Origin of the sequence: Pseudarthrobacter sulfonivorans (assembly GCF_014712225.1) — a bacterium.
Lineage (GTDB): Bacteria > Actinomycetota > Actinomycetes > Actinomycetales > Micrococcaceae > Arthrobacter > Arthrobacter sulfonivorans.
Window position 1 is genome coordinate 230305 of record NZ_JACXBW010000004.1, and the last position, 24458, is coordinate 254762.

At 65.5% G+C, this 24458-nt stretch carries 23 protein-coding genes; 17 read left to right on the plus strand and 6 right to left on the minus strand.

Going from position 1 to position 24458, the window contains the following annotated elements:
• Positions 1-10 precede the first annotated feature (10 nt).
• The 5 genes from IAQ70_RS07330 to rbfA all read left to right on the plus strand — a co-directional run bounded on the left by IAQ70_RS07330 (position 11) and on the right by rbfA (position 5999).
• Complete coding sequence (locus IAQ70_RS07330; protein ID WP_190988652.1) at positions 11-628, plus strand: ribosome maturation factor RimP; 618 nt, start codon at positions 11-13, stop codon at positions 626-628.
• A complete protein-coding gene (gene nusA / locus IAQ70_RS07335) occupies positions 628-1608 on the plus strand; it encodes a transcription termination factor NusA (RefSeq protein WP_190988653.1) in 981 nt (326 codons plus the stop codon). Before IAQ70_RS07330 ends, nusA begins: the two co-directional genes overlap by 1 nt.
• 188 nt (positions 1609-1796) lie before the next feature.
• On the plus strand, positions 1797-2174 hold the full coding sequence (locus tag IAQ70_RS07340; protein ID WP_190988747.1) for a YlxR family protein: 378 nt from the start codon (positions 1797-1799) through the stop codon (positions 2172-2174).
• Positions 2175-2326: 152 nt separating this feature from the next.
• A complete protein-coding gene (gene infB / locus IAQ70_RS07345; protein WP_190988654.1) occupies positions 2327-5245 on the plus strand; it encodes a translation initiation factor IF-2 in 2919 nt (972 codons plus the stop codon).
• Positions 5246-5489: 244 nt separating this feature from the next.
• Positions 5490-5999 (plus strand): 30S ribosome-binding factor RbfA, encoded by a 510-nt coding sequence (gene rbfA, locus IAQ70_RS07350; RefSeq protein ID WP_190988655.1) that lies wholly within the window; start codon positions 5490-5492, stop codon positions 5997-5999.
• A gap of 100 nt (positions 6000-6099) precedes the next feature.
• Here the strand turns inward: rbfA and IAQ70_RS07355 are convergent, their stop codons facing one another.
• Positions 6100-7212, minus strand: coding sequence for a ScyD/ScyE family protein (locus IAQ70_RS07355; protein WP_190988656.1), 1113 nt, complete (start codon positions 7210-7212; stop codon positions 6100-6102).
• Between the two features lie 185 nt (positions 7213-7397).
• Between IAQ70_RS07355 and IAQ70_RS07360 the strand changes: the two genes are divergently transcribed.
• Positions 7398-7883, plus strand: a complete 486-nt coding sequence (locus tag IAQ70_RS07360) for a nucleoside deaminase (protein WP_190988657.1) — start codon at positions 7398-7400, stop codon at positions 7881-7883.
• A 15-nt stretch (positions 7884-7898) separates the two neighbouring features.
• Positions 7899-8333, plus strand: coding sequence for a thioredoxin (trxA, locus tag IAQ70_RS07365; RefSeq protein WP_190988658.1), 435 nt, complete (start codon positions 7899-7901; stop codon positions 8331-8333).
• A 75-nt stretch (positions 8334-8408) separates the two neighbouring features.
• Here the strand turns inward: trxA and IAQ70_RS07370 are convergent, their stop codons facing one another.
• Positions 8409-9572, minus strand: a complete 1164-nt coding sequence (locus IAQ70_RS07370) for a pyridoxal phosphate-dependent aminotransferase (protein ID WP_190988659.1) — start codon at positions 9570-9572, stop codon at positions 8409-8411.
• Positions 9573-9678: 106 nt separating this feature from the next.
• Here IAQ70_RS07370 and truB point away from each other — a divergent pair, with 106 nt between their 5' ends.
• The 3 genes from truB to IAQ70_RS07385 are packed head-to-tail and all read left to right on the plus strand — an operon-like array spanning position 9679 to position 11556.
• Positions 9679-10617 carry a tRNA pseudouridine(55) synthase TruB gene (gene truB / locus IAQ70_RS07375; protein ID WP_190988748.1) on the plus strand — a complete coding sequence of 313 codons (939 nt, stop codon included), beginning with the start codon at positions 9679-9681 and terminating at the stop codon, positions 10615-10617.
• A gap of 2 nt (positions 10618-10619) precedes the next feature.
• Positions 10620-10973: a hypothetical protein gene (locus IAQ70_RS07380; RefSeq protein WP_190988660.1), complete on the plus strand. Its 354-nt coding sequence runs from the start codon at positions 10620-10622 to the stop codon at positions 10971-10973.
• A gap of 19 nt (positions 10974-10992) precedes the next feature.
• Entirely contained in the window at positions 10993-11556 is a 564-nt protein-coding gene (locus tag IAQ70_RS07385; RefSeq protein WP_317983606.1) for a hypothetical protein, read from the plus strand.
• 3 nt (positions 11557-11559) lie between these two features.
• Here the strand turns inward: IAQ70_RS07385 and IAQ70_RS07390 are convergent, their stop codons facing one another.
• Entirely contained in the window at positions 11560-12504 is a 945-nt protein-coding gene (locus IAQ70_RS07390) for a DUF937 domain-containing protein (protein WP_190988662.1), read from the minus strand.
• Between the two features lie 271 nt (positions 12505-12775).
• Between IAQ70_RS07390 and IAQ70_RS07395 the strand changes: the two genes are divergently transcribed.
• The 7 genes from IAQ70_RS07395 to IAQ70_RS07425 all read left to right on the plus strand — a co-directional run bounded on the left by IAQ70_RS07395 (position 12776) and on the right by IAQ70_RS07425 (position 20950).
• A complete protein-coding gene (locus IAQ70_RS07395) occupies positions 12776-13759 on the plus strand; it encodes a bifunctional riboflavin kinase/FAD synthetase (protein ID WP_190988663.1) in 984 nt (327 codons plus the stop codon).
• 50 nt (positions 13760-13809) lie between these two features.
• On the plus strand, positions 13810-14664 hold the full coding sequence (gene kynA, locus IAQ70_RS07400; RefSeq protein WP_190988664.1) for a tryptophan 2,3-dioxygenase: 855 nt from the start codon (positions 13810-13812) through the stop codon (positions 14662-14664).
• A complete protein-coding gene (gene kynU / locus IAQ70_RS07405) occupies positions 14661-15920 on the plus strand; it encodes a kynureninase (RefSeq protein ID WP_223859313.1) in 1260 nt (419 codons plus the stop codon). The genes kynA and kynU overlap by 4 nt, the downstream gene beginning before the upstream one ends.
• A 217-nt stretch (positions 15921-16137) precedes the next feature.
• Positions 16138-16407 carry a 30S ribosomal protein S15 gene (gene rpsO / locus IAQ70_RS07410; protein WP_190988665.1) on the plus strand — a complete coding sequence of 90 codons (270 nt, stop codon included), beginning with the start codon at positions 16138-16140 and terminating at the stop codon, positions 16405-16407.
• Positions 16408-16654: 247 nt separating this feature from the next.
• Entirely contained in the window at positions 16655-18910 is a 2256-nt protein-coding gene (locus IAQ70_RS07415; protein ID WP_190988750.1) for a polyribonucleotide nucleotidyltransferase, read from the plus strand.
• Between the two features lie 126 nt (positions 18911-19036).
• Positions 19037-20380 (plus strand): M16 family metallopeptidase, encoded by a 1344-nt coding sequence (locus IAQ70_RS07420; protein WP_190988666.1) that lies wholly within the window; start codon positions 19037-19039, stop codon positions 20378-20380.
• Positions 20381-20488: 108 nt separating this feature from the next.
• Positions 20489-20950, plus strand: a complete 462-nt coding sequence (locus IAQ70_RS07425) for a DUF1579 family protein (protein ID WP_190988667.1) — start codon at positions 20489-20491, stop codon at positions 20948-20950.
• Between the two features lie 301 nt (positions 20951-21251).
• Here IAQ70_RS07425 and IAQ70_RS07430 read toward each other — a convergent pair whose 3' ends face one another.
• The 3 genes from IAQ70_RS07430 to moaA all read right to left on the minus strand — a co-directional run bounded on the left by IAQ70_RS07430 (position 21252) and on the right by moaA (position 24296).
• Complete coding sequence (locus IAQ70_RS07430; protein ID WP_190988668.1) at positions 21252-22790, minus strand: HNH endonuclease signature motif containing protein; 1539 nt, start codon at positions 22788-22790, stop codon at positions 21252-21254.
• 73 nt (positions 22791-22863) lie between these two features.
• The gene (locus tag IAQ70_RS07435) at positions 22864-23130 is read right to left on the minus strand and encodes a MoaD/ThiS family protein (protein WP_190988669.1); all 267 of its coding nucleotides are present in this window, start codon (positions 23128-23130) and stop codon (positions 22864-22866) included.
• A 5-nt stretch (positions 23131-23135) separates the two neighbouring features.
• Entirely contained in the window at positions 23136-24296 is a 1161-nt protein-coding gene (gene moaA / locus IAQ70_RS07440; protein ID WP_190988670.1) for a GTP 3',8-cyclase MoaA, read from the minus strand.
• Between the last annotated feature and the right edge of the window lie 162 nt (positions 24297-24458).

Here is a 24458-nt window from a genome sequence, read left to right on the forward strand (position 1 = left end):
GGCCGGCATCGTGAGTAATGCAGAAGCCACGACTTCATCAGACCCTACCGGATCGGGTACGGCTGAAGCTGCGCCCGCCTACAATCCGGAAGCTGCACGGCTCCGGGCCCTGCTGGAGCCCGCGGTCCAGGCCAACCGCCTGTACCTGGAGGACGTGTCCATCGTCCCCGGCTCCCACCGCGTGGTCCACGTAGTGGTGGACCTGCCGCAGGAGGAAACCGGCGGCGTGAATCTTGATGTCATTGCCGATATTTCCAGGGTCCTCTCGGACGTCCTGGACAATGACCCTGCGGACGACGGGCGGCCCTACGACCTCGAGGTGTCCTCGCCCGGCGTCGGGCGTCCCCTGACGGAACCCAGGCACTGGCACAGGGCCAAGGGCCGCATGGTCAAGGTCAACGTCATCCAGGGCGAAAACGTCACCGGCAGGGTGCAGTCCGTGGACGATACCGGCGTGACCATCGTCCCGGAGATCGCCGCGGTCAAGAAGGGCATGAAGCCCAAGCAGGGCGAGCCCCAGAATCTTCCTTTCGACAGGATCCGTAACGGAAAAGTCGAGATCGAATTCAGCCACCTTGAAGAAGCTGGTCTGGAACCTGAGCACAATGGACCTTCTGAGGAGGCCTGATGGATATTGACATGAGCGCACTGAGGCTTCTGGAGCGTGAGCGCGAAATCCCGCTGGACCTTCTGATCCCCACCATCGAGCAGGCGCTCCTGGTGGCCTACCACAAGTCGCCCGGCGCCTTCGAGAAGGCCCGTGCCGAGCTTGACCGCAAGAGCGGCCACGTGACGATTTGGGCTGTGGAGATCGACGACGACGGCGCCCCCATCGGCGAGTTCGAGGACACGCCTGCCGGGTTCGGCCGGATCGCGGCAAGCACCGCCCGCCAGATCATCCTGCAGCGCCTGCGCGACGTCGAGGACGACAACATCCTCGGTGAGTTCAAGGGCCGTGAGGGCGAACTGGTGGCCGGCCTGATCCAGCAGGGCAACAACCCGCACATGATCCAGGTCAACCTGGGTACGGTGGAGGCACTGCTGCCGCCGCCCGAACAGGTACCGGGGGAGAAGTACACCCACGGCAACCGGCTCCGCGCCCTGGTCATTGATGTCCACCGCGGCACCAAGGGCCCGTCCGTCACGCTGTCCCGGTCGCACCCCGGCCTGGTACGGAAGCTCTTCGAACTGGAGGTCCCGGAGATCGCGGACCGCTCGGTGGAGATCGTCGCCCTGGCCCGCGAGGCCGGCCACCGGACCAAGATCGCCGTCAAGGCCAACACCCAGGGCATCAACGCCAAGGGTGCGTGCATTGGCGAAATGGGTTCACGCGTCCGCGCAGTCATGACCGAACTGAACGACGAAAAGATCGACATCGTCGACTTCAGCGAGGACCCGGCTACCTTTATCGCCAGCGCACTGTCCCCGTCCCGCGTGAATTCGGTCACGATCATTGACGAGGCCACCCGCTCCGCCCGTGTGGTGGTTCCGGACTACCAGCTCTCCCTGGCCATCGGCAAGGAGGGCCAGAACGCCCGCCTGGCGGCCAAGCTCACTGGTTGGCGGATCGATATCGTCTCGGACGCCGTCGCACCAACGCAAAGCTGAGCCGTCTCCACCGCAGCGGCCGGCTCAGGATGATGCCGGCCGATGCGCCGGTTTCGGGCAGAACGGCCCCGAGGGGCTAGAATAGACAATGACCGCGCCTAACGGCCGGTATTCGTGTGCCCTGAGTGTTTCCGTTCCGCTGACTGGCGGAGGGAACCCCGGGGCCGGCAGTTATGAACGTCAGGAAGATGCTCACCGTGGCAGAAGTGCTTCACAGCGCGAATCAGCACAGCGAGGATCAACCGCAGCGTACCTGCATCGGATGCCGGAAGAAGGCTTCGCGGTCTGAGTTACTCCGGCTCGTCGCCGAAGGCAGCGGTTCCACCGCAGTGCTGGTAGACGAACGACGCCGGATGGCTGGCAGGGGTGCATGGCTGCACCCCAGCGAAACCTGCCTGGCCCTGGCGGTCAAACGGCGAGCATTCGGAAGGGCCCTCAACGGCGCAACCGGGGCCACCGCCGTCGAACGCTGGATCCTGGCAGGTAAGCAGGCCGCCGGCCCGCTGCAGAAGTCTTCGGTCACTGCAGCAAAAACCGTCCAACCTGAAAGCGGGTCAGAAAACTGATGGAAACCCGATGAGTTCCCAGCGATGAGTGCGCAACGATGACAACTTTGTTGCGCTCTGCAATGGGCCCTTCAGCTGCAACCGCGGCTGGGGCCCGCAGTAAGAAGTAGACGGTTCGTACCTGGCTCGGTGCGGACCGAGACAGGAGAAATGTGGCCAAGGTCCGCGTACACGAGCTCGCCAAAGAGCTCGGTATTACTTCCAAAGATGCAGTGACAAAACTGCAGGAACTGGGCGAATTCGTTCGCTCCGCCTCTTCAACGATTGAGGCCCCGGTGGTGCGGAAGCTCCGCAACGCCTACCCCGACGCCGCGGCCAAGGCCGCAGCTCCGGCAGCAGCACCCAAGGCGGCTGCCCCGGCGGCAGAATCACGTCCCGCAGCACCCGCTCCGGGTCCCGCAGCTCCCAAAGCCCCGGCAGCACCTGCTGCTGCGGCTCCCGCTGCCGCCGCTCCTTCAGCGCCGGCCGCCCCTGCTGCCGCAGCTCCCGTTGCGCCCGCAGCACCCGCTGCACCAGCCCCGGCCGCAAGTGCCCCGTCCACCGGCGCCAAGCCCGGCGCCCGGCCCGCACCCAAGGCCGAAACTCCGTCGGCACCCACCCGCTCCGGCGGGTCGGGCTCGCAGGGCGGCTCTGCACCGCGCCCCGGCGGTCCCCGCCCGGGCAACAACCCGTTCGCCACGTCACAGGGCATGCCCCGCGGCCGCGGTGGCGACGGAGAACGTGCTCCGCGTCCGGGTAACAACCCGTTCGCTCCCTCGCAGGGTATGCCCCGCGCCGGTGGCCGTCCCGACGGCGACCGTCCCGGTGGTCCGCGTCCCGCAGCCGGTGCAGGTGGCCCCCGTCCGGGTGGTCCGCGTCCCGCAGCCGGTGCAGGCGGGCCCCGTCCCGCTGCTGGCGCAGGTGGACCCCGCCCGGGTGCACCCCGTCCCGCGGGTGCCGGTGGAAACCGTCCTACTCCGGGCATGATGCCCAACCGCACTGAGCGTCCCGCACCGGCTGGTGCAGGACGTCCCGGTGGCGGAGCCCGTGGACCCGGACGCCCGGGTGGCGCTCCCGGTACTGGCGGCGCTCCCGGTGCCGGTGGCGGCGCTCCGGCCGGCGGCGGCTTCGGCAAGGGTGGCCGCGGTCGCGGTGGCACCCAGGGTGCCTTCGGTAAGGGCGGCGCAGGCCGTGGCAAGCAGCGCAAGTCGAAGCGCGCCAAGCGCCAGGAACTTGAGCAGATGAGTGCCCCGTCGCTGGGTGGCGTGAGCGTACCCCGCGGCGACGGCAACACCGTAGTGCGGCTCCGCCGCGGTTCGTCCATCACGGACTTTGCCGACAAGATCGAGGCAAACCCCGCAGCACTGGTCACCGTCCTGTTCCACCTCGGCGAAATGGCCACGGCCACCCAGTCACTGGATGAGGAAACGTTCGCACTGCTCGGCGAGGAGCTTGGTTACAAGCTCCAGGTCGTGTCGCCGGAGGACGAGGAGCGCGAGCTGCTTTCCGGTTTCGACATTGACTTCGACGCCGAGCTTGAAGCAGAAGGCGACGAAGACCTCGAGGCACGTCCTCCGGTTGTCACCGTCATGGGCCACGTTGACCACGGTAAAACCCGACTGCTCGATGCCATCCGCAAGTCTGACGTTGTGGCGGGCGAGCACGGCGGCATCACGCAGCACATCGGTGCCTACCAGGTCACCCACACCCACGAAGAGCAGGATCGCAAGATCACGTTCATCGATACTCCGGGCCACGAGGCGTTCACCGCCATGCGTGCCCGTGGTGCGAAGGTCACCGACATCGCCATCCTGGTGGTCGCAGCGGACGACGGCGTTATGCCGCAGACCGTTGAGGCCCTCAACCACGCACAGGCAGCAAACGTGCCGATCGTGGTTGCAGTGAACAAGATCGACAAGGAAGGCGCCAACCCGGAAAAGGTCCGCGGCCAGCTGACCGAGTACGGCCTGGTTCCCGAGGAATACGGTGGCGACACCATGTTCGTGGAGGTCTCTGCCCGCCAGAACCTCAACATCGACGAGCTGCTTGAGGCTGTGCTGCTCACCGCAGACGCAGCCCTGGACATGCGCGCCAACCCGAACAAGGACGCCCGCGGTATTGCGATTGAAGCGAACCTGGACAAGGGCCGCGGTGCAGTTGCCACCGTCCTCGTGCAGTCCGGTACGCTGCGTGTCGGTGACACGATCGTGGCAGGCACGGCCCACGGCCGCGTCCGCGCCATGTTCGACGACGACGGCAGTGCACTGACCGAGGCCGGCCCGTCCCGCCCCGTGCAGGTACTGGGTCTGTCCAACGTGCCGCGCGCCGGCGACACCTTCTTTGTGACTGCTGACGAGCGCACCGCCCGCCAGATCGCCGAGAAGCGTGAAGCAGCCGACCGCAACGCCGCACTGGCCAAGCGCCGCAAGCGCATCAGCCTCGAAGACTTCGACCAGGCCGTGGCCGATGGCAAGATCGACACCCTCAACCTCATCCTCAAGGGTGACGTGTCCGGTGCCGTGGAAGCCCTCGAAGACGCCCTGCTCAAGATCGACGTCGGCGAAGGCGTGCAGCTGCGCGTCATCCACCGCGGTGTTGGTGCCATCACGCAGAACGACGTCAACCTGGCGACGGTCGACAGCGCCGTCATCATCGGCTTCAACGTCAAGCCTGCCGAGCGTGTTGCCGAACTGGCAGACCGCGAAGGCGTCGACATGCGCTTCTACTCCGTCATCTACGGAGCGATCGACGACATCGAGATGGCTCTCAAGGGCATGCTCAAGCCGGAGTACGAAGAGGTCCAGCTGGGCACCGCCGAGGTCCGCGAAGTGTTCCGTTCCTCCAAGTTCGGCAACATTGCAGGCTCCATCGTTCGCTCGGGCATCATCCGACGCAACACCAAGGCCCGCGTCAGCCGCGACGGCAAGATCATCGGTGACAACCTCACCGTTGAGACGCTCAAGCGCTTCAAGGACGATGCCACTGAGGTCCGCACGGACTTCGAGTGTGGTATCGGACTTGGTTCGTTCAACGACATCACCGAAGGCGACATCATCGAGACCTTCGAGATGCGCGAAAAGCCGCGCGTCTAAGGTTCGTTGCTTTCGCAGGTGGGGCCGCTGGGATTTTTCCGGCGGCCCCGCCCCTTCGCTGGGTGGCCAACGTCTTACGACGTCGGCCACCCAGCTCCGGAAGGCCCGATGCCACTCCCAGGCCGCCGGAAAAATCCCAACGGCGTCCGTCGTAGACTCGCCGTAGGTGCGTGGCATCAAAACCCAACAGTTGTGCGACAGCCGCTAGCGTGCCGTCGTACATCCCAAATTTTTAGGAGTGGAAATGGCTGATCCCGCACGGGCTGCCAAGTTGGCGCAGCGGATCAAGGTTGTTGTGGCGGAGGCTCTGGGCCGGAAGGTTAAGGATCCCCGGCTCGAAGGCATTACGGTTACTGATGCCCGCGTGACCAATGATCTGCAGCACGCCACGATCTACTACACCGTTTTCGGTGACCAGGCTGTCCAGTTGGATGCCGCCAAGGGCCTGGAGAAGGCCAAGGGTGTGCTCCGCCAGGAAGTGGGCCGGAACGTTACTGTTCGGCTAACCCCCACGCTGGAATTCGTGGCCGATCAGATTCCTGTGGTCGCCTCCAATCTTGAGGAACTCCTTCGGGAGGCCAAGAAGCGCGACGCCGAAGTGGCCGCCCTGGCCGAGAACGCCAAGCACGCCGGCGACGCCGATCCCTACAAGAGCGATATTCCCGCCGATGTGGAGATTGACGAGGACGACTTCGACGAAGAGGACCTTGACCTCACCGACGATGAAGATCTCGACGAAGACGGCAATAAGTAACTGGCTCAAGAAGTAACTGGCACGAGTCGAAGGCCCGGTCCGCACTGTGAACTGCGGACCGGGCCTTCTTTCGTCTGCCGGGCTGTGCTCCCAACAGGATCTATTCGATATGGGCCTTCAGCACGGTTCCAGTCGGCTGTCCGAAGCTGAAGCCCGCTGTGGCGTAGAGGGTGTCCCCGCTCAGTTCAACAGCTGCGGGGCCGTCCACAGCCAGGAACCGGGAAGCCTCACGCGTCCGGGCATCGATCTTCACAATCTCGTTTCCGAACATCGAAGCCGCGTAGACGTCCCCATGGCCGGATACCGCGATGCCGGTGGGGCTCAGGAGGCCATCTGCCCACAGGTGCGTGTGTCCGGTCCACGGGTTGACCCGGAAAACCGCACCACGGGCGCCGAGGGACGCGTCCTCAGGACCGCCGGGGAGCGACGAAACGTAAAGCCACCCGTCAGGGCCGAACTCCACATCTGTTGGCACAGGTTCAAACGCATACTCCTCGCCAACCACGCAGGCAGGGGCCTCAACCGTGCCTCCCGCCATATCGATGGGGATCCTGGCGCCGGCAGGGATGACGGCCGGCCGTGGCGGCAAGACAGCGAGCGTCGAGACGTCGCCGGTGTCCGCGTCGACTTCCAGGATGGCATTCGCACCGGCGTCAGCAACATAAACAGTGGACCCTTTGACCGCGGTGGCATAGGGATGGGAATCCAGTGCCCCGGTGTATCGTGCCGGCGGGAAGGCAGGCCATTGCTGCAGGCAGTCAGCCGGGACATCGGAACCGAAACCATACTCCTGTTCGCCGTCCGGGTTGTTGGTTCGCTCATAGCTGGCTAGGTCGGCAATGGTCTGCACGTCACCCGAGGCGTCGATGGACTTCAGGTAGCCCTCGAGCGCATCCGGATTGCCGCCTCCACCGCCCCCGCTCTCCACGAAGTAGGTAGTCCCACGCCTCGTTTCTACACCTCCGACGTCCCAATCTGCCTTCGTGTAGACGTTGGCGAGCTGGCCGCCATCCTTCACACGGTCCAGGCGGCCGGCAAAATTCTGCGTGACAAGGACGGAGTCATTTTTGTCGACCGCGAGGCTCAACGGCGCGAGCAGCCCCTTGGCTAGCGTCTCCGGCTCTGATGATGAGGATCCGGCTGCGGCCGGGCCCATAGGAATGACTAAAGCCGCTGCGGCAAGACAGGCGACAAAGGGAAACTTCTTCTTCATTGCATCCTCCGGGTTGAGGTGCGCAACCCCGCGACGGGGCCGGGCAATGAGACCAAAGTTGATGTGAACTTAGACAGCCCCCGGGCGCAAGAGTAGTCCTCCGGACAGCCAACGTCGACCGGATTTGCCTCTCCGATGCCCCCTATTTTGCGCGCGGAGCGCCGGGTCATGGCTAGGATCTAGCTATGATCCAGCCGAGCGAGCACCACGATGCCACCCAGTACCTGCAACAGGCTATTCAGCTGGCCATCCGTAACGTTGAAGACGGCGGTGGTCCTTTCGGCGCGCTGGTTGTGACCCCGGATGGCGGCATCCATGAGGGCGTTAACCGGGTCACCCGCGACAACGATCCCACCGCCCATGCTGAAGTGGTTGCCATCCGGACGGCAGCCACCGCCACTGCGAACTTCGATCTCAGCGGTGCAGTGCTTTACACCAGTTGTGAGCCATGCCCGCTCTGCCTGTCAGCCGCCCTGTGGGCACGGATCGACCGTGTCTATTTCGCGGCGGACCGTCACGGCGCGGCCGCCGCCGGTTTCGACGATGCCGTGTTCTACGACTATTTTGAAGGCGGCAGGCCGGAACTGATGCCGGTGGCGCACGAGGCGATTCCGACGTCGGACGCCCCGTTCGAGGCGTGGCGCGCCAATGCGCAACGCACGGAATACTGAGTCCGGAAGGCACCCGTGGAACCTGCACTGATCAACTGTCCGAGTTGTGGCAAGACAAACCGGGTCCCGGCAGCCGCGTCCGGCCGTCCGCGCTGCGGAAACTGCAAGCACGGACTGCCATGGATCACCGCCGCGGGCGACGACGACTTTGCCGTCGTCGCAGAGCAGTCCCCCGTCCCGGTGCTCGTAGACTTCTGGGCCGCCTGGTGTGGACCCTGCAGGATGGTGAGCCCTGTGCTGGATAAGCTGGCCACCGAGCGGGCCGGCAGTATCAAGCTCGTCAAAGTCGATGTTGACCGGGCGCCGCGGCTCTCCAGCCGGTTCGACGTCCAGGCCATTCCCACGTTGATGGTCGTGGCCGGGGGCAGGGTGCTGGCTAAACAGGCAGGGGCAGCGCCGGCTGCCGCCTTACGCTCCTGGCTCGATTCGGCACTGGCCGGCCATTCTTAACCGCGCTGTCTTGTCCTTACCGCGCCGTCTTGTCCCACCGCGCCGTCCCGGGCGCGCTGATTTAACCGCGATGTGCTAGTTGCGTTCCGGTAACCGGCCGAGGCCTTCAACGAGCTGCGGCCGGTCGCCGCACAGTGCGATCCGGACCCAGCCCTCGCCGATGGAGCCGAAGGCTGTGCCCGGGGCCAGTGCCACGCCGGAGTCAGCCAGGAACGTGTGGGTCCAGGCGCGGACGTCGCCGCCACTGGCATGGGAGACGTCGGCCCAGAGGTAAAACGCACCCTGCGCACCCAGGTAGCGAATGCCTTTGGCCGCCAGCACGGCGGAGGCCGCGTCCCTGTTGGCGCGGTAGTGCGCGTGGGCATCACGCACGTAGTCCTGGGGGCCGGTCAGGGCCGCCAAAGCCGCATACTGCGACGGCGAAGCGACGCAGGAGACGATCGCTTCCATCACGTTGTTCATGGTCCGCTCCAGGCCCGGCGGACAGATCAGCGCGCCGATCCTCAGGCCCGTCAGTCCGTACGTCTTGGACAGGGTCAGTGAGGTGAAGACGCGTGCCTCGCCGGGGACATCGCTGTCGAAACGCGCCGGGCTGACATGGGGAACATCGTAGGTGAACGCCTCATAGCACTCGTCAGAAATGATCCAGAGGTCATGCCTGCGGGCCAAGTCCACGAGTTGCCGGGTCAGGTCCTCGCCCAGGACGGCGCCGAGCGGGTTCGACGGCGAGTTTAGGATCAGGACGCGCGTCCGGACGGTGATGAGCTCCTCAAGGTCCTGGATCCGGGGCTGGAAGTCCTGGTCCGGATACAGCGGGTATCCCACCGGCACGGCGCTCAGAAGCCGTGCGGTCATGGCGAATGTGGGGTAGCCGGGGTTGGGGATCAGGACCTCATCGCCGGGGGAGAGGAGGAGGCTCATGGCAAAATGCAGGCCCTGCTGGGCGCCGTCCACCACGTAGGCGCGCTCGGCACCGATCCTGCGCCCGTCCAGACCGGCTCGCTCGCTGAACCTGGCGGCAAAAGCGTCGCGGAGTGCCGGGATGCCGGCGTTGGGTGTGTAGTTGGTCTCGTCCCGGTCCAGGCAGGCCATGCCGGCCTCCAGGACATGGCGGGGAAGCGGGAAGCCCGGTTCGCCGATGCTGAGCACTATTGCACCTGGTGTCCGCCAGGCAGCTTCGGTGATTTCACGGATCTGGTTGACGGGGACGTCGCGGGCGTGTGCGGCAAGCTCAGGCATGCCTGCCATCCTAACCGGCGAGCCATCGCCCGGGCGGTGGCCGCCTGATGCGGGCGGGGCCATCACCTGGGCGGGGACCTGTGCCGGCGCCGATATACTGTGGAGCGTGCTTTCTGGACTGGTGATAGTGGACAAACCGCAGGGATGGACCAGCCATGATGTGGTTGGTCGGATGCGGCGTATTGCCGGAACCCGGAAAGTGGGCCATGCCGGGACCCTGGACCCCATGGCGACGGGCGTGCTGGTGGTGGGGATCAACAAGGCCACGCGCCTGCTGACCTACATCGTTGGCACCTCCAAGACGTATACGGCCACCATCCGGCTGGGCGAGTCCACCATCACGGACGACGCCGAAGGTGACGTTATCGCTACGGCCAGTGCCGCCGCCGTCGTCGACGAGGCAATTCACGACGGCGTCACAGCCCTCACGGGCGCCATCCAGCAGGTGCCCAGCAGCGTAAGCGCCATTAAAGTCAACGGTGAACGCGCCTATGCCCGGGTCCGCTCCGGCGAAGAAGTGAAGCTCGCGGCGCGCCCCGTCACCATTCACCGCTTCGACATCCACGGCATCCGGCGGGAGCGGGGCGGTGACGTCATAGACATCGACGTCACCGTGGAGTGCTCCTCCGGCACATACATCAGGGCGCTCGCCCGGGACCTCGGCGACGGACTCGGAGTAGGCGGGCACCTCACGGCTCTCCGGCGGACCCATGTGGGGCCCTATTCTCTGGACCAGGCCCGCACCCTTGAGGAGTTGGCCGAAGAACTTACTGTCCTGGAAATGTCTCAGGCGGCCCGGGCACTGATGCCTAACCGCGAACTGACTCTTGAGGAAACCACCGAGATCTCCTTCGGCCGCCGGATTGCAGCGGGGGCGCCCGCAGGAAGTCCCGGGGCTGCCACCACGGAACATCCCGCGGCGGCTTTTGCGCCCGACGGGAGCCTGGTGGCGCTGCTGGCCGATGCGGGCAATTTCGCCAAGCCGGTACTGGTGTTCGCGCCCGGCAACGCTTCGTCCGCAAACGTTGCCGGCGGGGACGCGTAGGAATGGACGCCTTTTTCTACATCATTCTTGTGGTGGGCCTGCTCTCGAGTGGAATCTGCCTGGTGGCCGGCATTCTCAAGAAGGCACCCAACGACATCACCATCCTTTCGGTCGCGGCCGTGGAACTGGCACTCATGGTCTATTTGGTGGGTTCCATCGTGAGGGTGATCGCGGGCGAACCGATCGCCGGAGAGGCCTGGGAGTTCTGGGGCTACCTGGCCACGGCAATGCTCCTGCCGCCGGCCGCCGTTTATTGGTCCATCCTCGAACGGACCCGCTGGAGCAACTTTGTCCTGGCCGCCGTCGGCGTCACCGCGCTGGTGATGGCCGCCCGAATGAACCAGATCTGGTACTGACATGGAAGAAGCCCGCAACGTGAATGCTCCTCATCCCGAAGCGAGTCCGGACCACGGATCAGCCTCCGCCAGGGACGCCCGCAGCACCGACACACCCCACGGCGACACAGGCAGCACTGACAGCCGCAGCACCGACACACCCCTCGGCGACACAGGCAGTACCGACCCCCGCAGCACCCGCAATACCGGGCCGGGCCGGCTGCTGATCGCCGTCTATGCGGTGTTTGCCATCTCGGCCACCGCCCGGGCCGGCTACCAGATCCTGACCAAGTTTTCCGATGCCCCGCTCGCGTATCTGCTGTCCGCTTTCGCTGCGGTGGTGTACCTTGTGGCCACCGTTTCCCTGGCCAAGGCAGGCAGCACCTGGTTCAAGGTATCGCTGGTCGCAGTGCTGGTGGAGCTCGTTGGAGTACTTGTGGTGGGCGCACTGAGTATCTTCGATCCGGTGGCCTTCCCGCACGAAACGGTCTGGTCGCTTTTCGGCCGGGGTTATGCGTTCATTCCGTTGCTGCTCCCCATCCTCGGGCTGGTCTGGCTGTACCGTCGCCGGCCGGGCACGCGCCCGTCCGGCGCGCAGAACTAGCCTTTACTTCTTACCGAAAAGGCCGCCAAGAAGGCCGCCCAGCCCGCCGGACTGGTCCTCTTCCTTCGGCGTCTTTTCCCCGCTGGGAAGATCCACTTGGATGGCCTCGGAGGGCTGAACCGAGCGCTCCCCGGGCAGGCGCTGAAGCCCGGGCTCCTGTGCTGCGTCGGGACGCTGACCTGCCGGAGGCTCTTCTGATGTGCCTGTACCGGCGCCGCTGCCAGCGCGAGTCCCGTCGGCGGCGCTCGTGCCCGTGCCAGCGCCCGCGCCAGTCCCGTCGTCAGCGCTTGTGCCCGTACCGGCGCCAGTCCCGCCACCGAGCAGCCCGCCAAGGCCGCCCAGAATGCTGTCCAACACCGAACCCTGCTGCCCCGGTCCAGCGTTTCCTCCGGCACCGGCTCCCGCACCGGCTCCAAGTATTCCGCCCAGAATGCCGCCAAGGTCGAGGCCGCCAGCCTGTCCTGCTCCAACTCCGCCTGCTCCAACTCCGCCGGCTCCAGCTCCGCCGGGCTGCGAAGCCTGACCGCCGCCCTGGCCGCCCTGCCCGAAGAACTTCTTGGCGAGGTAGGACATAACGATGGGCGCCAGGATGGGCAGGGCCTTGCGGATGAGGTCACCGCCCACGCCACCCAGCCCCGCAGTACCGGCCAGTTGCGCGGCCACCTGGTCCTGTTGGCCGCCAAACACGTGACCAACAATCTTTTCGCCGTCGGCCGTGTTCACTTGGCTCACGTCCACGCCGCCGTCGAGCAGGCCGTCCTGGTGCTGGCCAAGCGCCGACTGAAGCGAGGCGGCGCCGTCGGGAGCCTGGGCGTTGGTGTGCATGCCCGCCAGCAGGGTGGGCAGGGCCGCTTCCACGGCGGACTGCGCGGTGGCCGGGTCGGTGCCCAGCAGGGACGCCACCTGGTTGACGTCAATCTGGTTCAGGAGGTCGTGAATCTCGGTCATGAGGTACTCCTTCAGCGCCGCGGCTGTTCGCGGACATGGTTTTTTACGGTACGCGCGGGGTGTCGCAGGAGGACTGCCCTTGAATCGTAGTCCCGGTGCCAGGCCTGCTACTAGGGGATGGGCGCGTACTAGGGGATGGGCGCGTGATTTCGCGTCTGCCGCGCGCCACCGGTCCCCGTCAGGACGGCATGCTTAATGCGGGTAATCTTAGAGAGTTCCGGCGCCGGCGCGTTCGGATAGATGTCAGTGCAGGCAGTAAAAGGCGAGGGTGATGGTCTACATCTGGAACGATCCGTCCGAGGTCCCGGCGGACTTTGGTCCCTCCGTTGTCACTTTCGGCAACTTCGACGGCGTCCATCGCGGCCACCAACAGGTGCTCTCCGAGCTCATCCGGTCCGCCCGCCTCAACGGGACCAAAGCCGTTGCCGTGACCTTTGATCCGCATCCGGCGCTGATCCACCGGCCGGAGACCGCGCCCGAGATGATCATGGGCCTGGAGGACAAGCTGGTGGCCTTGGGGGAGCTGGGCCTGGACGGCATCCTGGTCATGAAGTACTCGCTGAACCTCGCGAGCCTGACGCCCGAGGAATTCGTCGGCCAGGTCCTGGTTGACAGCCTCCACGCCAGCCACGTGGTCATCGGCCATGACGCCCGTTTTGGCCGGGGCAACTCCGGCGACCTCGACACCATGAAGCAGCTGGGCGAGAAGTTCAACTTCGACGTTCAGGTCATCAGCGAGTTCGGCTCCGAAGGCTACCCCCTGCACAAGGACGGCGGCACTGACCGCCGCTGTTCCTCCACCTGGGTGCGGGAAGCGCTGCAGGAAGGCGACGTCGCCACAGCGGCAGAGGTACTGGGCCGTCCACACCGCATGCGTGGCGAAGTGGTGCACGGCGCTGCCCGCGGCCGCGCCCTCGGGTTCCCGACTGCCAACCTCGCCCACGAGGCCAGCGGTTTTGTCCCCGCAGACGGCATCTACGCGGGCTGGCTTGTTGACCAGGCCGGCAAGCGCTGGCCGGCGGCCATCTCGGTGGGGTCCAATCCCACGTTCGACGGCGTCAGCCGCCAGGTCGAAGCCCACGTGATCGACCGCCCGCATGAAGACGTGGGGGACTTCGATCTGTACGGCCAGACAGTAGTTGTGGAATTTGTGGCGCGGCTCCGCGGCATGGTGGCCTACCGTGGGCCTGAGGCTCTCGTTGACCAGATGCGGCTGGACGTCATCCAGGCCCACGATCTCCTGGCGCGGCGCTGACCGGGCCGCCGGTAACCAAAGCGGCCGTCGTGTAGGAGAAAGGCAGCGCAGTGACCGTTGAAAAGAACACCCGCAAACTGGACAAGGGAATCGTCCGCGATTTCAGTTCCCGGATGAGCTACGCGTCCTACCTCCAGCTGCCCACTCTTCTCAGTGCCCAGCAACCGGTCAGCCAGCCCGAGCACCACGACGAAATGCTGTTCATCATCCAGCACCAGACCACGGAGCTGTGGCTGAAGCTGGTCCTGCACGAGCTCCGCAGCGCGGCAGCCTGGCTCCGCGCCGACGATCTTGGCTCCGCGCTCAAGGGCATCGCCCGGGTCAAGCACATCCAGAAAACCCTCACGGAACAGTGGTCAGTCCTGGCCACCCTGACGCCCACGGAGTACTCCCAGTTCCGCGGCTTCCTGGGCAATTCCTCGGGCTTCCAGTCCAGCCAGTACCGGGCCGTGGAGTTTGTCCTGGGGAACAAGAACCGCAAGATGCTTCCCGTGTTCGAATCGGATCCCGCTGCACACGCCATGCTGGACGAGCTGCTGAACGCCCACAGCATCTACGACGAGTTCCTGGCCTACCTTGCCCGGCAGGGCTACGATGTGCCCCAAACCGTGCTGGATCGGGACGTCACCCGCGCCCACGAATTCTGCCCGGAGCTGGTGCCGCTGTTCAAGCACATCTACGAAAACGCGGCAGACAACTGGGGAGCCTACGAGGCGTGCGAGGAACTTGTCGACCTTGAAGACAACTTCCAGCTGTGGCGGTTCCGGCACCTGCGCACCGTGCAGCGGACCATCGGCATGAAATCAGGAACCGGCGGATCCAGCGGCGCCGCGTTCCTGCAGAAGGCCCTGGAACTCACCTTTTTCCCGGAGCTTTTCGCGGTACGGACGGAGATCGGCCAATGAGCAGCGACACGGACGCACAGATGGAAGATCACGACGCCGCCGCCCTCCTGGAGCGGGCTGGGCACCTTGACGCGGCGGACCCGTTGGCGCGCTGCCGCGATCATTTCATCGGCACGGACACCGACCTGTCCTACCTCGACGGCAACTCCCTGGGCCGGCCGCTGAAAAGAACCGTGACCGACATCAGCGCCTTCATCCAGGACGGCTGGGGCGGGCGGCTGATCCGCGGCTGGGATGAGGAGTGGCTGGACCTGCCGCAGGACATCGGCGACCAGCTTGGCCGTGCCGTCCTCGGCGCTGCCCCGGGCCAGACCATCATCGCCGACTCCACCACGGTGGTGCTCTACAAACTGATCCGTGCGGCCCTGGCCGCCGTGGGCGACGCCGCCCGGACCGAGATTGTCCTGGACACCGACAACTTTCCCACCGACCGGTACCTCGTCGAGGGAATCGCCCGGGAGGAAGGACTGACCCTCAACTGGATCGACGCCGATCCGGCAACGGGGGTGACCCCTGACCAGGTGCGGGACGCAACCGGACCAGCCACCGCCGTCGTACTTTTAAGCCACGTGGCGTACCGCTCGGGGTTCCTCGCCGATCTGCGGACCATCACCGAAGTTGCGCACAACGCGGGGGCGCTGGTGGTGTGGGATCTCTGCCATTCCGCAGGTTCCGTGGAGCTGGACCTCGACGGCGCAGGCGTGGATTTTGCCGCCGGCTGCACGTACAAGTACCTCAACGGCGGACCTGGCTCGCCTGCCTTCGCCTACGTCAACGCCCGCCACCTGCCCGGCCTCCGGCAGCCCATCTGGGGCTGGATGGGCCGCAAGGACGCGTTCGAGATGGCCGCCGGCTACGAACCGGCGCCCGGCATCCGGAGTTTCCTCAGCGGCACACCAGCCATTTTCGGGATGCTGGCGATGCGCGGGACCCTGGACCTCATCGAGGAAACCGGCATGGCGGCCATCAGAGACAAGTCGCTGAAACTTACCGCCTACGCCGCCGAGCTGTACGAGGCGTGGCTCGCGCCGCTGGGGGTGGAGCTGGCGTCACCGCGGGATCCCGAACGCCGGGGGAGCCACATCACCCTGGACCATCCGGCCTTCCGGAACGTCACCGCGGCGCTGTGGGAACAGGATGTCATCCCGGACTTCCGGGCGCCCCAGGGTATCCGGATCGGACTGTCGCCGCTGAGCACCAGCTTCGCCGAAGTGCACCGGGGAATGGCCGCAATCCGGGACCTCCTGCAGCGGTAACTGCCCGCTCGCGGTGTCCCTGCTTCCTCGCGGCGGAGCGGCTGTTTCGACAGTTCACGGCGCTGCCGGTAAACTGAACGTTGGATCTGGCTGCAGTCCGTGGCGGCTGGTTCCTGCCATGCGTGGAAAGCCCCTGAAAATTCAGGGAATTCCTGCGCGGGCAGACCCGGCAGTGAAGTACTGATTCGGGCCTCACGGCACATCTCTAGGAGTTATTGTGGCACTTGACGCCGCTGTAAAGCAGTCCATCATCAAGGATTTCGCAACGTCCGAGGGCGATACCGGTTCGCCGGAGGTCCAGGTTGCAGTCCTGACCCAGCGGATCAAGGATCTGACTGAGCACATGAAGGAGCACAAGCACGATTACCACACCCAGCGCGGTCTGCTGGCCATGGTTGGTCGTCGTAAGCGCATGCTTGGTTACCTCAAGAACACTGACATCACCCGCTACCGTGCGCTCATTGAGCGTCTCGGCCTGCGCCGCTAGTCAGGCTTAAGGGGCGGCCCTTTCCTTGTGGATCGGGCCGCCTTCTTCAGAAGAAAAATTAAACAGGAGGATCAACCGCATCACGCATTCGCGGTCCTCGGTAGTGATCCCCGGGAACGGCTTCCACGATGGAAGCCCCGGCCCGTGGGTCTCGATCGATGACCGGGTGCAGTGCAGGCCAGTAGACAGATGCTGGCCTGGGTTGATGCGGCTGGGCTCCGTTAATCATGAAACGGAGGTGACTCTCTTGGAGGGTCCCGAAATCCAGTTCTCAGAAGCAGTCATTGACAATGGCCGCTTTGGTAAGCGTGTAATCCGCTTTGAAACCGGCCGTCTTGCTAAGCAGGCCGCCGGCGCAGCCATGGTGTACATCGACGAAGACACCGCGCTGCTGTCCGCCACCACCGCAGGCAAGCACCCGCGCGAAGGCTTCGACTTCTTCCCGCTGACGGTTGACGTTGAAGAGCGCATGTACGCCGCCGGCCGCATCCCGGGTTCGTTCTTCCGCCGTGAAGGCCGCCCGTCCACCGAGGCCATCCTGGCCTGCCGCCTGATGGACCGCCCGCTGCGTCCCGCCTTCGTCAAGGGCCTGCGCAACGAGGTCCAGATCGTGGTGACCGTCTTGGCCATCAACCCGGACGAGCTCTACGACGTGGTGGCCATCAACGCCTCCTCCATGTCCACCCAGCTCTCCGGCCTCCCGTTCTCCGGCCCGATCGGCGGCGTCCGCGTTGCCCTCGTCGCCGACGAAAACGGCTCACAGTGGGTTGCTTTCCCCAAGCACTCCCAGCTTGAGAACTCCGTGTTCAACATGGTTGTAGCCGGCCGCATCGCCGGTGACGACGTCGCCATCATGATGGTTGAGGCCGAAGCGACCGACAACTCCTGGAACCTCATCAAGGAACAGGGCGCCACTGCCCCCACCGAAGAGGTTGTCTCCGAGGGCCTCGAGGCTGCCAAGCCGTTCATCAAGGCACTCTGCGACGCCCAGGCGGACCTGGCTGCCCGCGCCGCCAAGCCCACCGTTGAGTTCCCGGTCTTCCTGGACTACCAGGACGACGTCTACGCAGCTGTTGAGGCCGCCGCCGCTGAGAAGCTCGCCGCTGTCTTCCAGATCGCCGACAAGCAGGACCGCGACGTTGCCACGGACGCGCTGAAGGACGAAGTAACTTCTGCCCTCGCCGGCCAGTTCGAAGGCCGCGACAAGGAACTGTCCGCAGCATTCCGCTCGGTCACCAAGCAGGTTGTGCGCCAGCGCATCCTCAAGGACCAGATCCGCATCGACGGCCGCGGCCTGACGGACATCCGCCAGCTCACCGCCGAGGTTGAGGTTCTGCCCCGCGTGCACGGCTCGGCTATCTTCGAGCGCGGCGAAACCCAGATCATGGGCGTCACCACGCTGAACATGCTCAAGATGGAACAGCAGATCGACTCACTGTCACCCGTCACGCGCAAGCGCTACATGCACAACTACAACTTCCCGCCGTACTCCACCGGTGAGACCGGCCGCGTGGGTTCGCCCAAGCGCCGCGAAATCGGCCACGGTGCCCTGGCGGAGCGGGCACTCGTGCCCGTGCTGCCGTCCCGCGAGGAATTCCCGTACGCCATCCGCCAGGTGTCTGAGGCTCTCAGCTCCAACGGTTCGACGTCGATGGGTTCAGTCTGCGCCTCCACGCTCTCCATGCTCAACGCTGGCGTGCCGCTGAAGGCAGCTGTTGCTGGTATCGCCATGGGCCTGGTCTCCGACCAGGTTGACGGCCAGACCCGCTACGCAGCCCTTACGGACATCCTGGGCGCCGAAGATGCTTTCGGCGACATGGACTTCAAGGTTGCCGGTACGTCCGAGTTCGTCACGGCCATCCAGCTGGACACCAAGCTCGACGGCATTCCCGCCTCCGTGCTGGCTGCAGCACTGAAGCAGGCCCGCGAAGCACGCCTGCACATCCTGGATGTCATCAACTCCGCAATCGACACCCCGGACGAGCTCTCCGAGTTCGCGCCGCGCGTCATCGCGGTCAAGATCCCGGTTGACAAGATCGGCGAGGTCATTGGGCCCAAGGGCAAGATGATCAACCAGATCCAGGAAGACACCGGCGCTGACATCTCCATCGAGGATGACGGCACGGTCTACATTGGCGCCACCAACGGTCCGTCTGCAGACGCAGCACGCTCCGCCATCAACGCCATTGCCAACCCGCAGATTCCGGAAATCGGCGAGCGTTACCTGGGCACGGTCGTCAAGACCACCACCTTCGGTGCCTTCATTTCCCTGACCCCGGGCAAGGACGGCCTGCTGCACATCTCCGAGCTGCGCAAGCTGGCCAACGGCAAGCGCGTGGACAACGTTGATGACGTGGTTTCCGTCGGCCAGAAGATCCAGGTGGAAATCACCAAGATCGATGACCGTGGCAAGCTGTCGCTGTCCCCCGTAGTGGCTGAAGAAGAAGGCGCCGGCGACAGCGTTGACGCTTCCGCTGCAGAGGGCGCTGCCGAAGCGGAGTAGTCCACTGACGCGGAGGAACATCCTCCTGCATCACAGCATGAATCGGCGGGGCCGGTGGATGATCCACCGGCCCCGCCGCTGTTACGATGGCAGCCAGATCCGGCTGCCGCTCCTGAAAGGCTTCAATTGACTGTTGTACCTCTGCCGCTTGAGCAGAACCAGCCCGGCGATACCCTGGTCCACGGCTCCGACGGCGGCTCCGTGGTCCGGCGTTCAGTGCTGCCCGGTGGCGTGCGGGTGCTCACCGAGGCGATGCCGGGCCAGCGCTCGGCAACCATCGGGTTCTGGGTAGGGGTAGGCTCGCGCGACGAGGCCCCGGGCCAGCACGGCTCCACGCATTTCCTGGAGCACCTCCTGTTCAAGGGGACCAAGCGCCGCACGGCCCTGGAAATCGCCTCGGCTTTCGATGAGGTGGGCGGCGAGTCCAATGCGGCCACGGCCAAGGAGAGCACCTGCTACTTTGCCCGGGTGCTGGACACGGATCTGCCCATGGCCATTGACGTCATTGCGGACATGATCACTGGTGCCGTCCTGGACCCGGCCGAAATGGAGCAGGAGCGCGACGTCATCCTGGAAGAAATCGCCATGGACAGCGACGATCCTACAGACGTGGCACACGAAAACTTTGTCGCGGCCGTGCTGGGCACGCACCCGCTGGGCCGGCCCATCGGAGGCACCCCGGCGGCTATCCGAGCGGTCGCGCGGGACTCCGTCTGGGATCACTACCGGCGCTACTACCGCCCGGACGAGCTGGTTATCACCGCCGCCGGAGGCCTGGAGCACGACGTCGTCTGCAGCCTTGTGGTGGATGCCCTGCACTCTGCCGGTTGGTCACTTGAGTCCGACGCCGCCCCTGTTGACCGCCGCTCCACCGTGCGTGCCGAGATCGTCGGCACTGCCGGCCTGCACGTGGTCAAGCGTGCGGTGGAGCAGGCCAACATCATCATGGGCTGCCCCACGATCGTGGCCACGGATGACCGCCGTTATGTCATGAGTGTCCTCAACGCCGTCCTGGGCGGCGGGATGTCCTCGCGGCTGTTCCAGGAAATCCGCGAGAAGCGTGGCCTCGTGTACTCCACCTACTCGTTTGCTTCTTCCTACGCCGATGCCGGCTACTTCGGGATGTACGCCGGGTGTACGCCGTCCAAAGTACGCCAGGTGCTGGACCTGCTCGGGCGGGAGCTGGACAAGCTCGCCGAAGGCGGGATCTCCGATGACGAGCTCCGCAAAGCCGTGGGGCAACTCTGCGGCGGTATTGTCCTGGCCCTTGAGGACACTGGTTCCAGGATGTCGCGCCTGGGCCGGGCCGAGCTAGTCTCGGGCGAATACCAGGACATCGACGAAACGTTGCGGCTCATCAAGTCGGTCACAGTCCAGGAGGTCCAGGACCTTGCCCGCGAATTGGCTGCCGCGCCACGGACCGTCACGGTGGTGGGTCCGTTCGAGGAGTCTGAGACGTTCGGCCTCTGACGGGCGTCTTCCCGGGGCCGGGTCTCCCCGTCCCGGGTCATCGAGCCTAGAATCTCATCGTCCCGGATCGCCCTGTCGAGGACCTTGCTGTCCGGCGATAATGAAGCCATGAACCCTTCGCAGCCTGGCACCGTGCACGCCGTGCTGGAAGACTTCCTGGGGCATTGGCGCGGAACCACACGCCTTGCACCGTCAGCGTGGGGGCCTGCACGCTCAGCCGCGGCGGAAATCAGCTTCACCCGGGCGGCCGGAGGGTTCGCCGTCGTACAGAGCTACCGGCACACTGAAGCAAACGGCACTCATTTCGACGGCCACGGTGTGTTCACTGTCGACCCCGACCACCACGATGTCCTCTGGTATTACGTCGACAGCACGGGCCTGCCCCCCGGAACACCGCTCCGCTGCACATGGGTGGATGCGGTCCTGCGGGTGGAGCGTCACAGTGACAGGGGGACCGCACGCCACACGTTCCAGGTTGCCGACGGCGTACTGACCTACTCCGCCGAGCTGCGCCTCGGCGAGGGCCAGAACTTTGTCCCGTTCATGACCTCCGAGTGCCGCCGCGCGTAAGCAGTCCGGCGGGTTTCCCCGGCTAATGTCACGCTATGCCAGCCTCTGGACCGGTGCGCGGCACTGAGATTTCAGTCATTGGTCCTCAGGGAGGCGATTTCGCCGAACCTCGCCATCCACGGAACCTCGCCATCCACGGAACCTCGCCATCCACGGAACCTCGCCATCCACGGAACCTCGCCATCCACGGAACCTCGCCATCCACGGAACCTCGCCATCCACGGAACCTCGTCATCCACGGAACCTCGTCATCCACCGGACTCAGTCGTCCACCGGTGGCGCCGTCAGGGAATGTGAGCCGTCAGGCACGTGATCCTTCAGGCACCCGGGGACGGTGGTTAGGCGGGCGTGCATCATCCGCCTCGATGCCATTGATCGCGCCACTGTCACTGAGCGCATCACTGTCACTGAGCGCATCACGGTCGCTGGGCGCATCACTGTCACTGAGCGCATCAGTGCCGTTGAGCGCATCACTGTCACTGAGCGCATCAGTGCCGTTGATACTGACTCCGCCTGGCCAATGGGGTGGTTCCCAGTCGGGGTGTTCGCTTCGGTAGTGGCGGCCGGTGGGTGAGATCCAGCCGGGTGGTTCGGTTTTGGTGGCTTCGGTGGGTTTCCAGGGTGTGGTGTGTTTGAGTCGGTGGTGTTTGGGGCAGGGTTGGCCGAGGTTGGAGATTCCGGTGGTTCCGCCGTGGTGCCAGGCGAGGAGGTGGTCGGCTTCGTTGTCCAGGGACTGGTTGGAACAGCCCGGGAAGGGGCATTTGCCGTCCCGCATCCGAAGCCATTGGCGCAGGGCGGTGGGGATCCGGTAGCTGTCCCGGCCGATTTCCAGGGGTGCTCCGTTGCGGGGGTCGGTCAGGACGCGGTGGAAGGATGCGGCGCCGTCGGCGACGAGGGTGCGGGCCATGGACGGCGGGATGGGCCCGTACCCGTCCAGGGTGGCGGGTTCTTCGGTCAGGCCCATGAGCGCGAACACCGGCACGGTGACGAGGACTTGGGCTTTCGGTGAGGGGATCAGGTCAGCACTCCCGCCGAGGAGCCAGGCTGCGGCGGTGTCGGCGCGGAGTTGGGTGAGGGTCCTGGTCTCGGTGGGGCCTTGGAGGGCCCGGGCGGCGGTGGTGGCGCGGTCCCAGATCCCGGTGGCCTGATCGGCCGGGAGGTAGGTCGAAATCCAGGCCATGCCGTCCCGGTCCGGGGAGTACTCGACGCGCCGGTCCGCGGCGGAGCGGGTGTGGCGTTTTTCGATGCTCTCGGGGTGGTGGCGTTCGCGCCAGGTGCGCGCTTTGGCGCGGAACCGGGACGGGATCATTTCCCCGGCGGCGCCCCGGGCCGGGTTGGGGGCGGCGGGGTCCAGGAAGTGGGCTTCCAGGGCTGCCGCGCCGGCCGGTTCGAGGTTGAGGGTTTCGTCCACCATGATCCGGGCGTGCTGCCACGAAATCGCACCTGCTTCCAGAGCGGCCAGGGTCAGCGGCAGAGCAGTACGTAAGCGGTGTGCTTCGCCCAGCAGCGCGCTGCCGGTACGTTCGCTCACGGTCAGGGCGCAGGCGACCTCGGCCACGATGCTCATCTCCTGACCGGTGTGGTCCTCCGGCGACACAGGAGGTTCCAACAAGGCCTCCGCTGCGCCGACGTACCCGCCAGCCAGATGGATTCGCACGGCGGCCACTTGGGCATCAATCCGGCTGGTCTGAGCTAGCCCGTCCAGGAAATCATCCGCTGACAGCCGCAGCGGATCCGCATTACCGGAGCCGAGCGATTCTTCAGCCCGCAATGAGGCAACCAGCGCGGCGGCAGAGGCCGCTAGAGCCTCTGCCGCCTTCACCGCCGCTCTGCGTTCCATACCTCAAGCATCACAGAGGGGTCCGACAAAAACCGCGGAGCTAAGCGGCTATGTGGATAACCTGAAAAATCGATTAACCTCCGGCGAAGGGCGGCAATACGTCAACTACGTCGCCCGGATTTAGCACAGTGGCGCGGTCCCGCACGGCCACCTCGTTGAGGAGGAAACTGCTCCGGGAGAGGATGCGCTGAAGGGGAGGGGTGCCGTCCGGCGGAGCAGCACGGTCCATTGCCAGGACTGCCTGCAGCAGGTCGGCCACGGTGGAACCGGAGGGAAGGTCGTAGGCTTCCTCTTCCACGCCGGCGGCGGCGCGTGCGGCAGCGAAGTATCGTACGTTCAAGAAATTCAGCCTCCGATGGCGCTCATGCTGCGGTCCGGCTGGACGAAGTCCGCGGCGCCAAGACCCGTGTGGTCCATTCCGTGCGCCTTGGGCTTGACCCACATGGCGTCCTGCCAGCGTTCGGCCAAGGCTTCATCGCTGGCCCCTTGGCGGAGAAGGCCCAGCAGATCAAACTCCTCCCGCGAGAACAAGCAGCTCATGATCTTGCCCTCGGCCGTTATCCGCGTGCGCCGACAATCCGCGCAGAATGGCTCGGTGACTGAGGCGATGATCCCCACGGTACCCAGCACCGGCCCCGCAGCGCCCAGCGCAGACCCGGACGAGCCGAGCGCAGACCCGGAGGTACCCACAGACCCGGCCACCCGCCGTCGTACTTCAAAGCGTTCTGCCGGGGCGCCGTCGCGGGCGCGAGGGTCCGGGCTCAGGACATAGTCCACAGAAAGCAGCGAACGGATTTCGGCCGCCGTGATCATGTTCCGGCGCGTCCAGCCATGGTCGGCGTCCAGCGGCATCTGCTCGATGAACCGCAGCTCGTAGCCACGGTCCAACGCCCAGGCGAGCAGCGAGGGCGATTCGGCGTCATTGATGCCGCGCATCAGCACAGCGTTGAGTTTGACGGGGCCCAGCCCGGCCGCCCAGGCGGCGTCGACCCCGGCGAGCACGCGGTCCAGGAACGGGCGACGGGTGAGCTTGGTGAACGTCTCTTCGTGCAGCGAATCCAGGGAAACATTGATGCGGGTCAGGCCGGCAGCCTTGAGTGCGGCGGCCTTTTTGTCCAGCCCAACCCCGTTGGTGGTCATGGAGATCGGCAGCTCGGGATGATTGCTGCGGAGCGCAGCGATGATGTCCACCAGGTCGGCTCTCACCAAGGGCTCGCCGCCCGTCAGGCGAAGTTCCCGCACACCCAGCAGTTCCACGCCGATGCGGACAATCCGTACGATTTCGTCCGCAGTCATCACTGCCTGCTTGGCGAGCCACTCAAGCCCTTCGGCAGGCATGCAGTAAGTGCAACGCAGATTGCACTTGTCCGTCAGGGAGAGCCGCATGTCGGTGGCGCGGCGGCCAAACCGGTCGGCCAGCCCCGCCGGCGCGTCCGCCGGCCGGGCAGGCGGCAGGCCGGGACCAGCACCGTCCCGGGGTTGCGGCATGCCTAGCTGAACGCTCATGGATTCAGGCTACGCCACGTTTGCCCCGGGCATCGCGCCCGTGACGCGCAGCAGCCCGTGACACGCAGTATCGGACACAACATCCGGCAACCCACCTTCCCGCGGATAAGCGGCCGAAGCCGGTGCCGCCAGCCTGCGGCGAGCCTATGCTGGAGGTGTGAA

Excerpts from the sequence above, each read along its gene's own strand:
- nusA (WP_190988653.1), top strand. The coding sequence starts at position 628 with ATGGATATTGACATGAGCGCACTGAGGCTTCTGGAGCGTGAGCGCGAA.
- IAQ70_RS07340 (WP_190988747.1), top strand. The coding sequence starts at position 1,797 with ATGCTCACCGTGGCAGAAGTGCTTCACAGCGCGAATCAGCACAGCGAG.
- rbfA (WP_190988655.1), top strand. The coding sequence starts at position 5,490 with ATGGCTGATCCCGCACGGGCTGCCAAGTTGGCGCAGCGGATCAAGGTT.
- IAQ70_RS07355 (WP_190988656.1), bottom strand. The coding sequence starts at position 7,212 with ATGAAGAAGAAGTTTCCCTTTGTCGCCTGTCTTGCCGCAGCGGCTTTA.
- IAQ70_RS07360 (WP_190988657.1), top strand. The coding sequence starts at position 7,398 with ATGATCCAGCCGAGCGAGCACCACGATGCCACCCAGTACCTGCAACAG.
- IAQ70_RS07370 (WP_190988659.1), bottom strand. The coding sequence starts at position 9,572 with ATGCCTGAGCTTGCCGCACACGCCCGCGACGTCCCCGTCAACCAGATC.
- IAQ70_RS07380 (WP_190988660.1), top strand. The coding sequence starts at position 10,620 with ATGGACGCCTTTTTCTACATCATTCTTGTGGTGGGCCTGCTCTCGAGT.
- IAQ70_RS07390 (WP_190988662.1), bottom strand. The coding sequence starts at position 12,504 with ATGACCGAGATTCACGACCTCCTGAACCAGATTGACGTCAACCAGGTG.
- IAQ70_RS07395 (WP_190988663.1), top strand. The coding sequence starts at position 12,776 with ATGGTCTACATCTGGAACGATCCGTCCGAGGTCCCGGCGGACTTTGGT.
- kynU (WP_223859313.1), top strand. The coding sequence starts at position 14,661 with ATGAGCAGCGACACGGACGCACAGATGGAAGATCACGACGCCGCCGCC.
- IAQ70_RS07425 (WP_190988667.1), top strand. The coding sequence starts at position 20,489 with ATGAACCCTTCGCAGCCTGGCACCGTGCACGCCGTGCTGGAAGACTTC.
- IAQ70_RS07430 (WP_190988668.1), bottom strand. The coding sequence starts at position 22,790 with ATGGAACGCAGAGCGGCGGTGAAGGCGGCAGAGGCTCTAGCGGCCTCT.
- moaA (WP_190988670.1), bottom strand. The coding sequence starts at position 24,296 with ATGAGCGTTCAGCTAGGCATGCCGCAACCCCGGGACGGTGCTGGTCCC.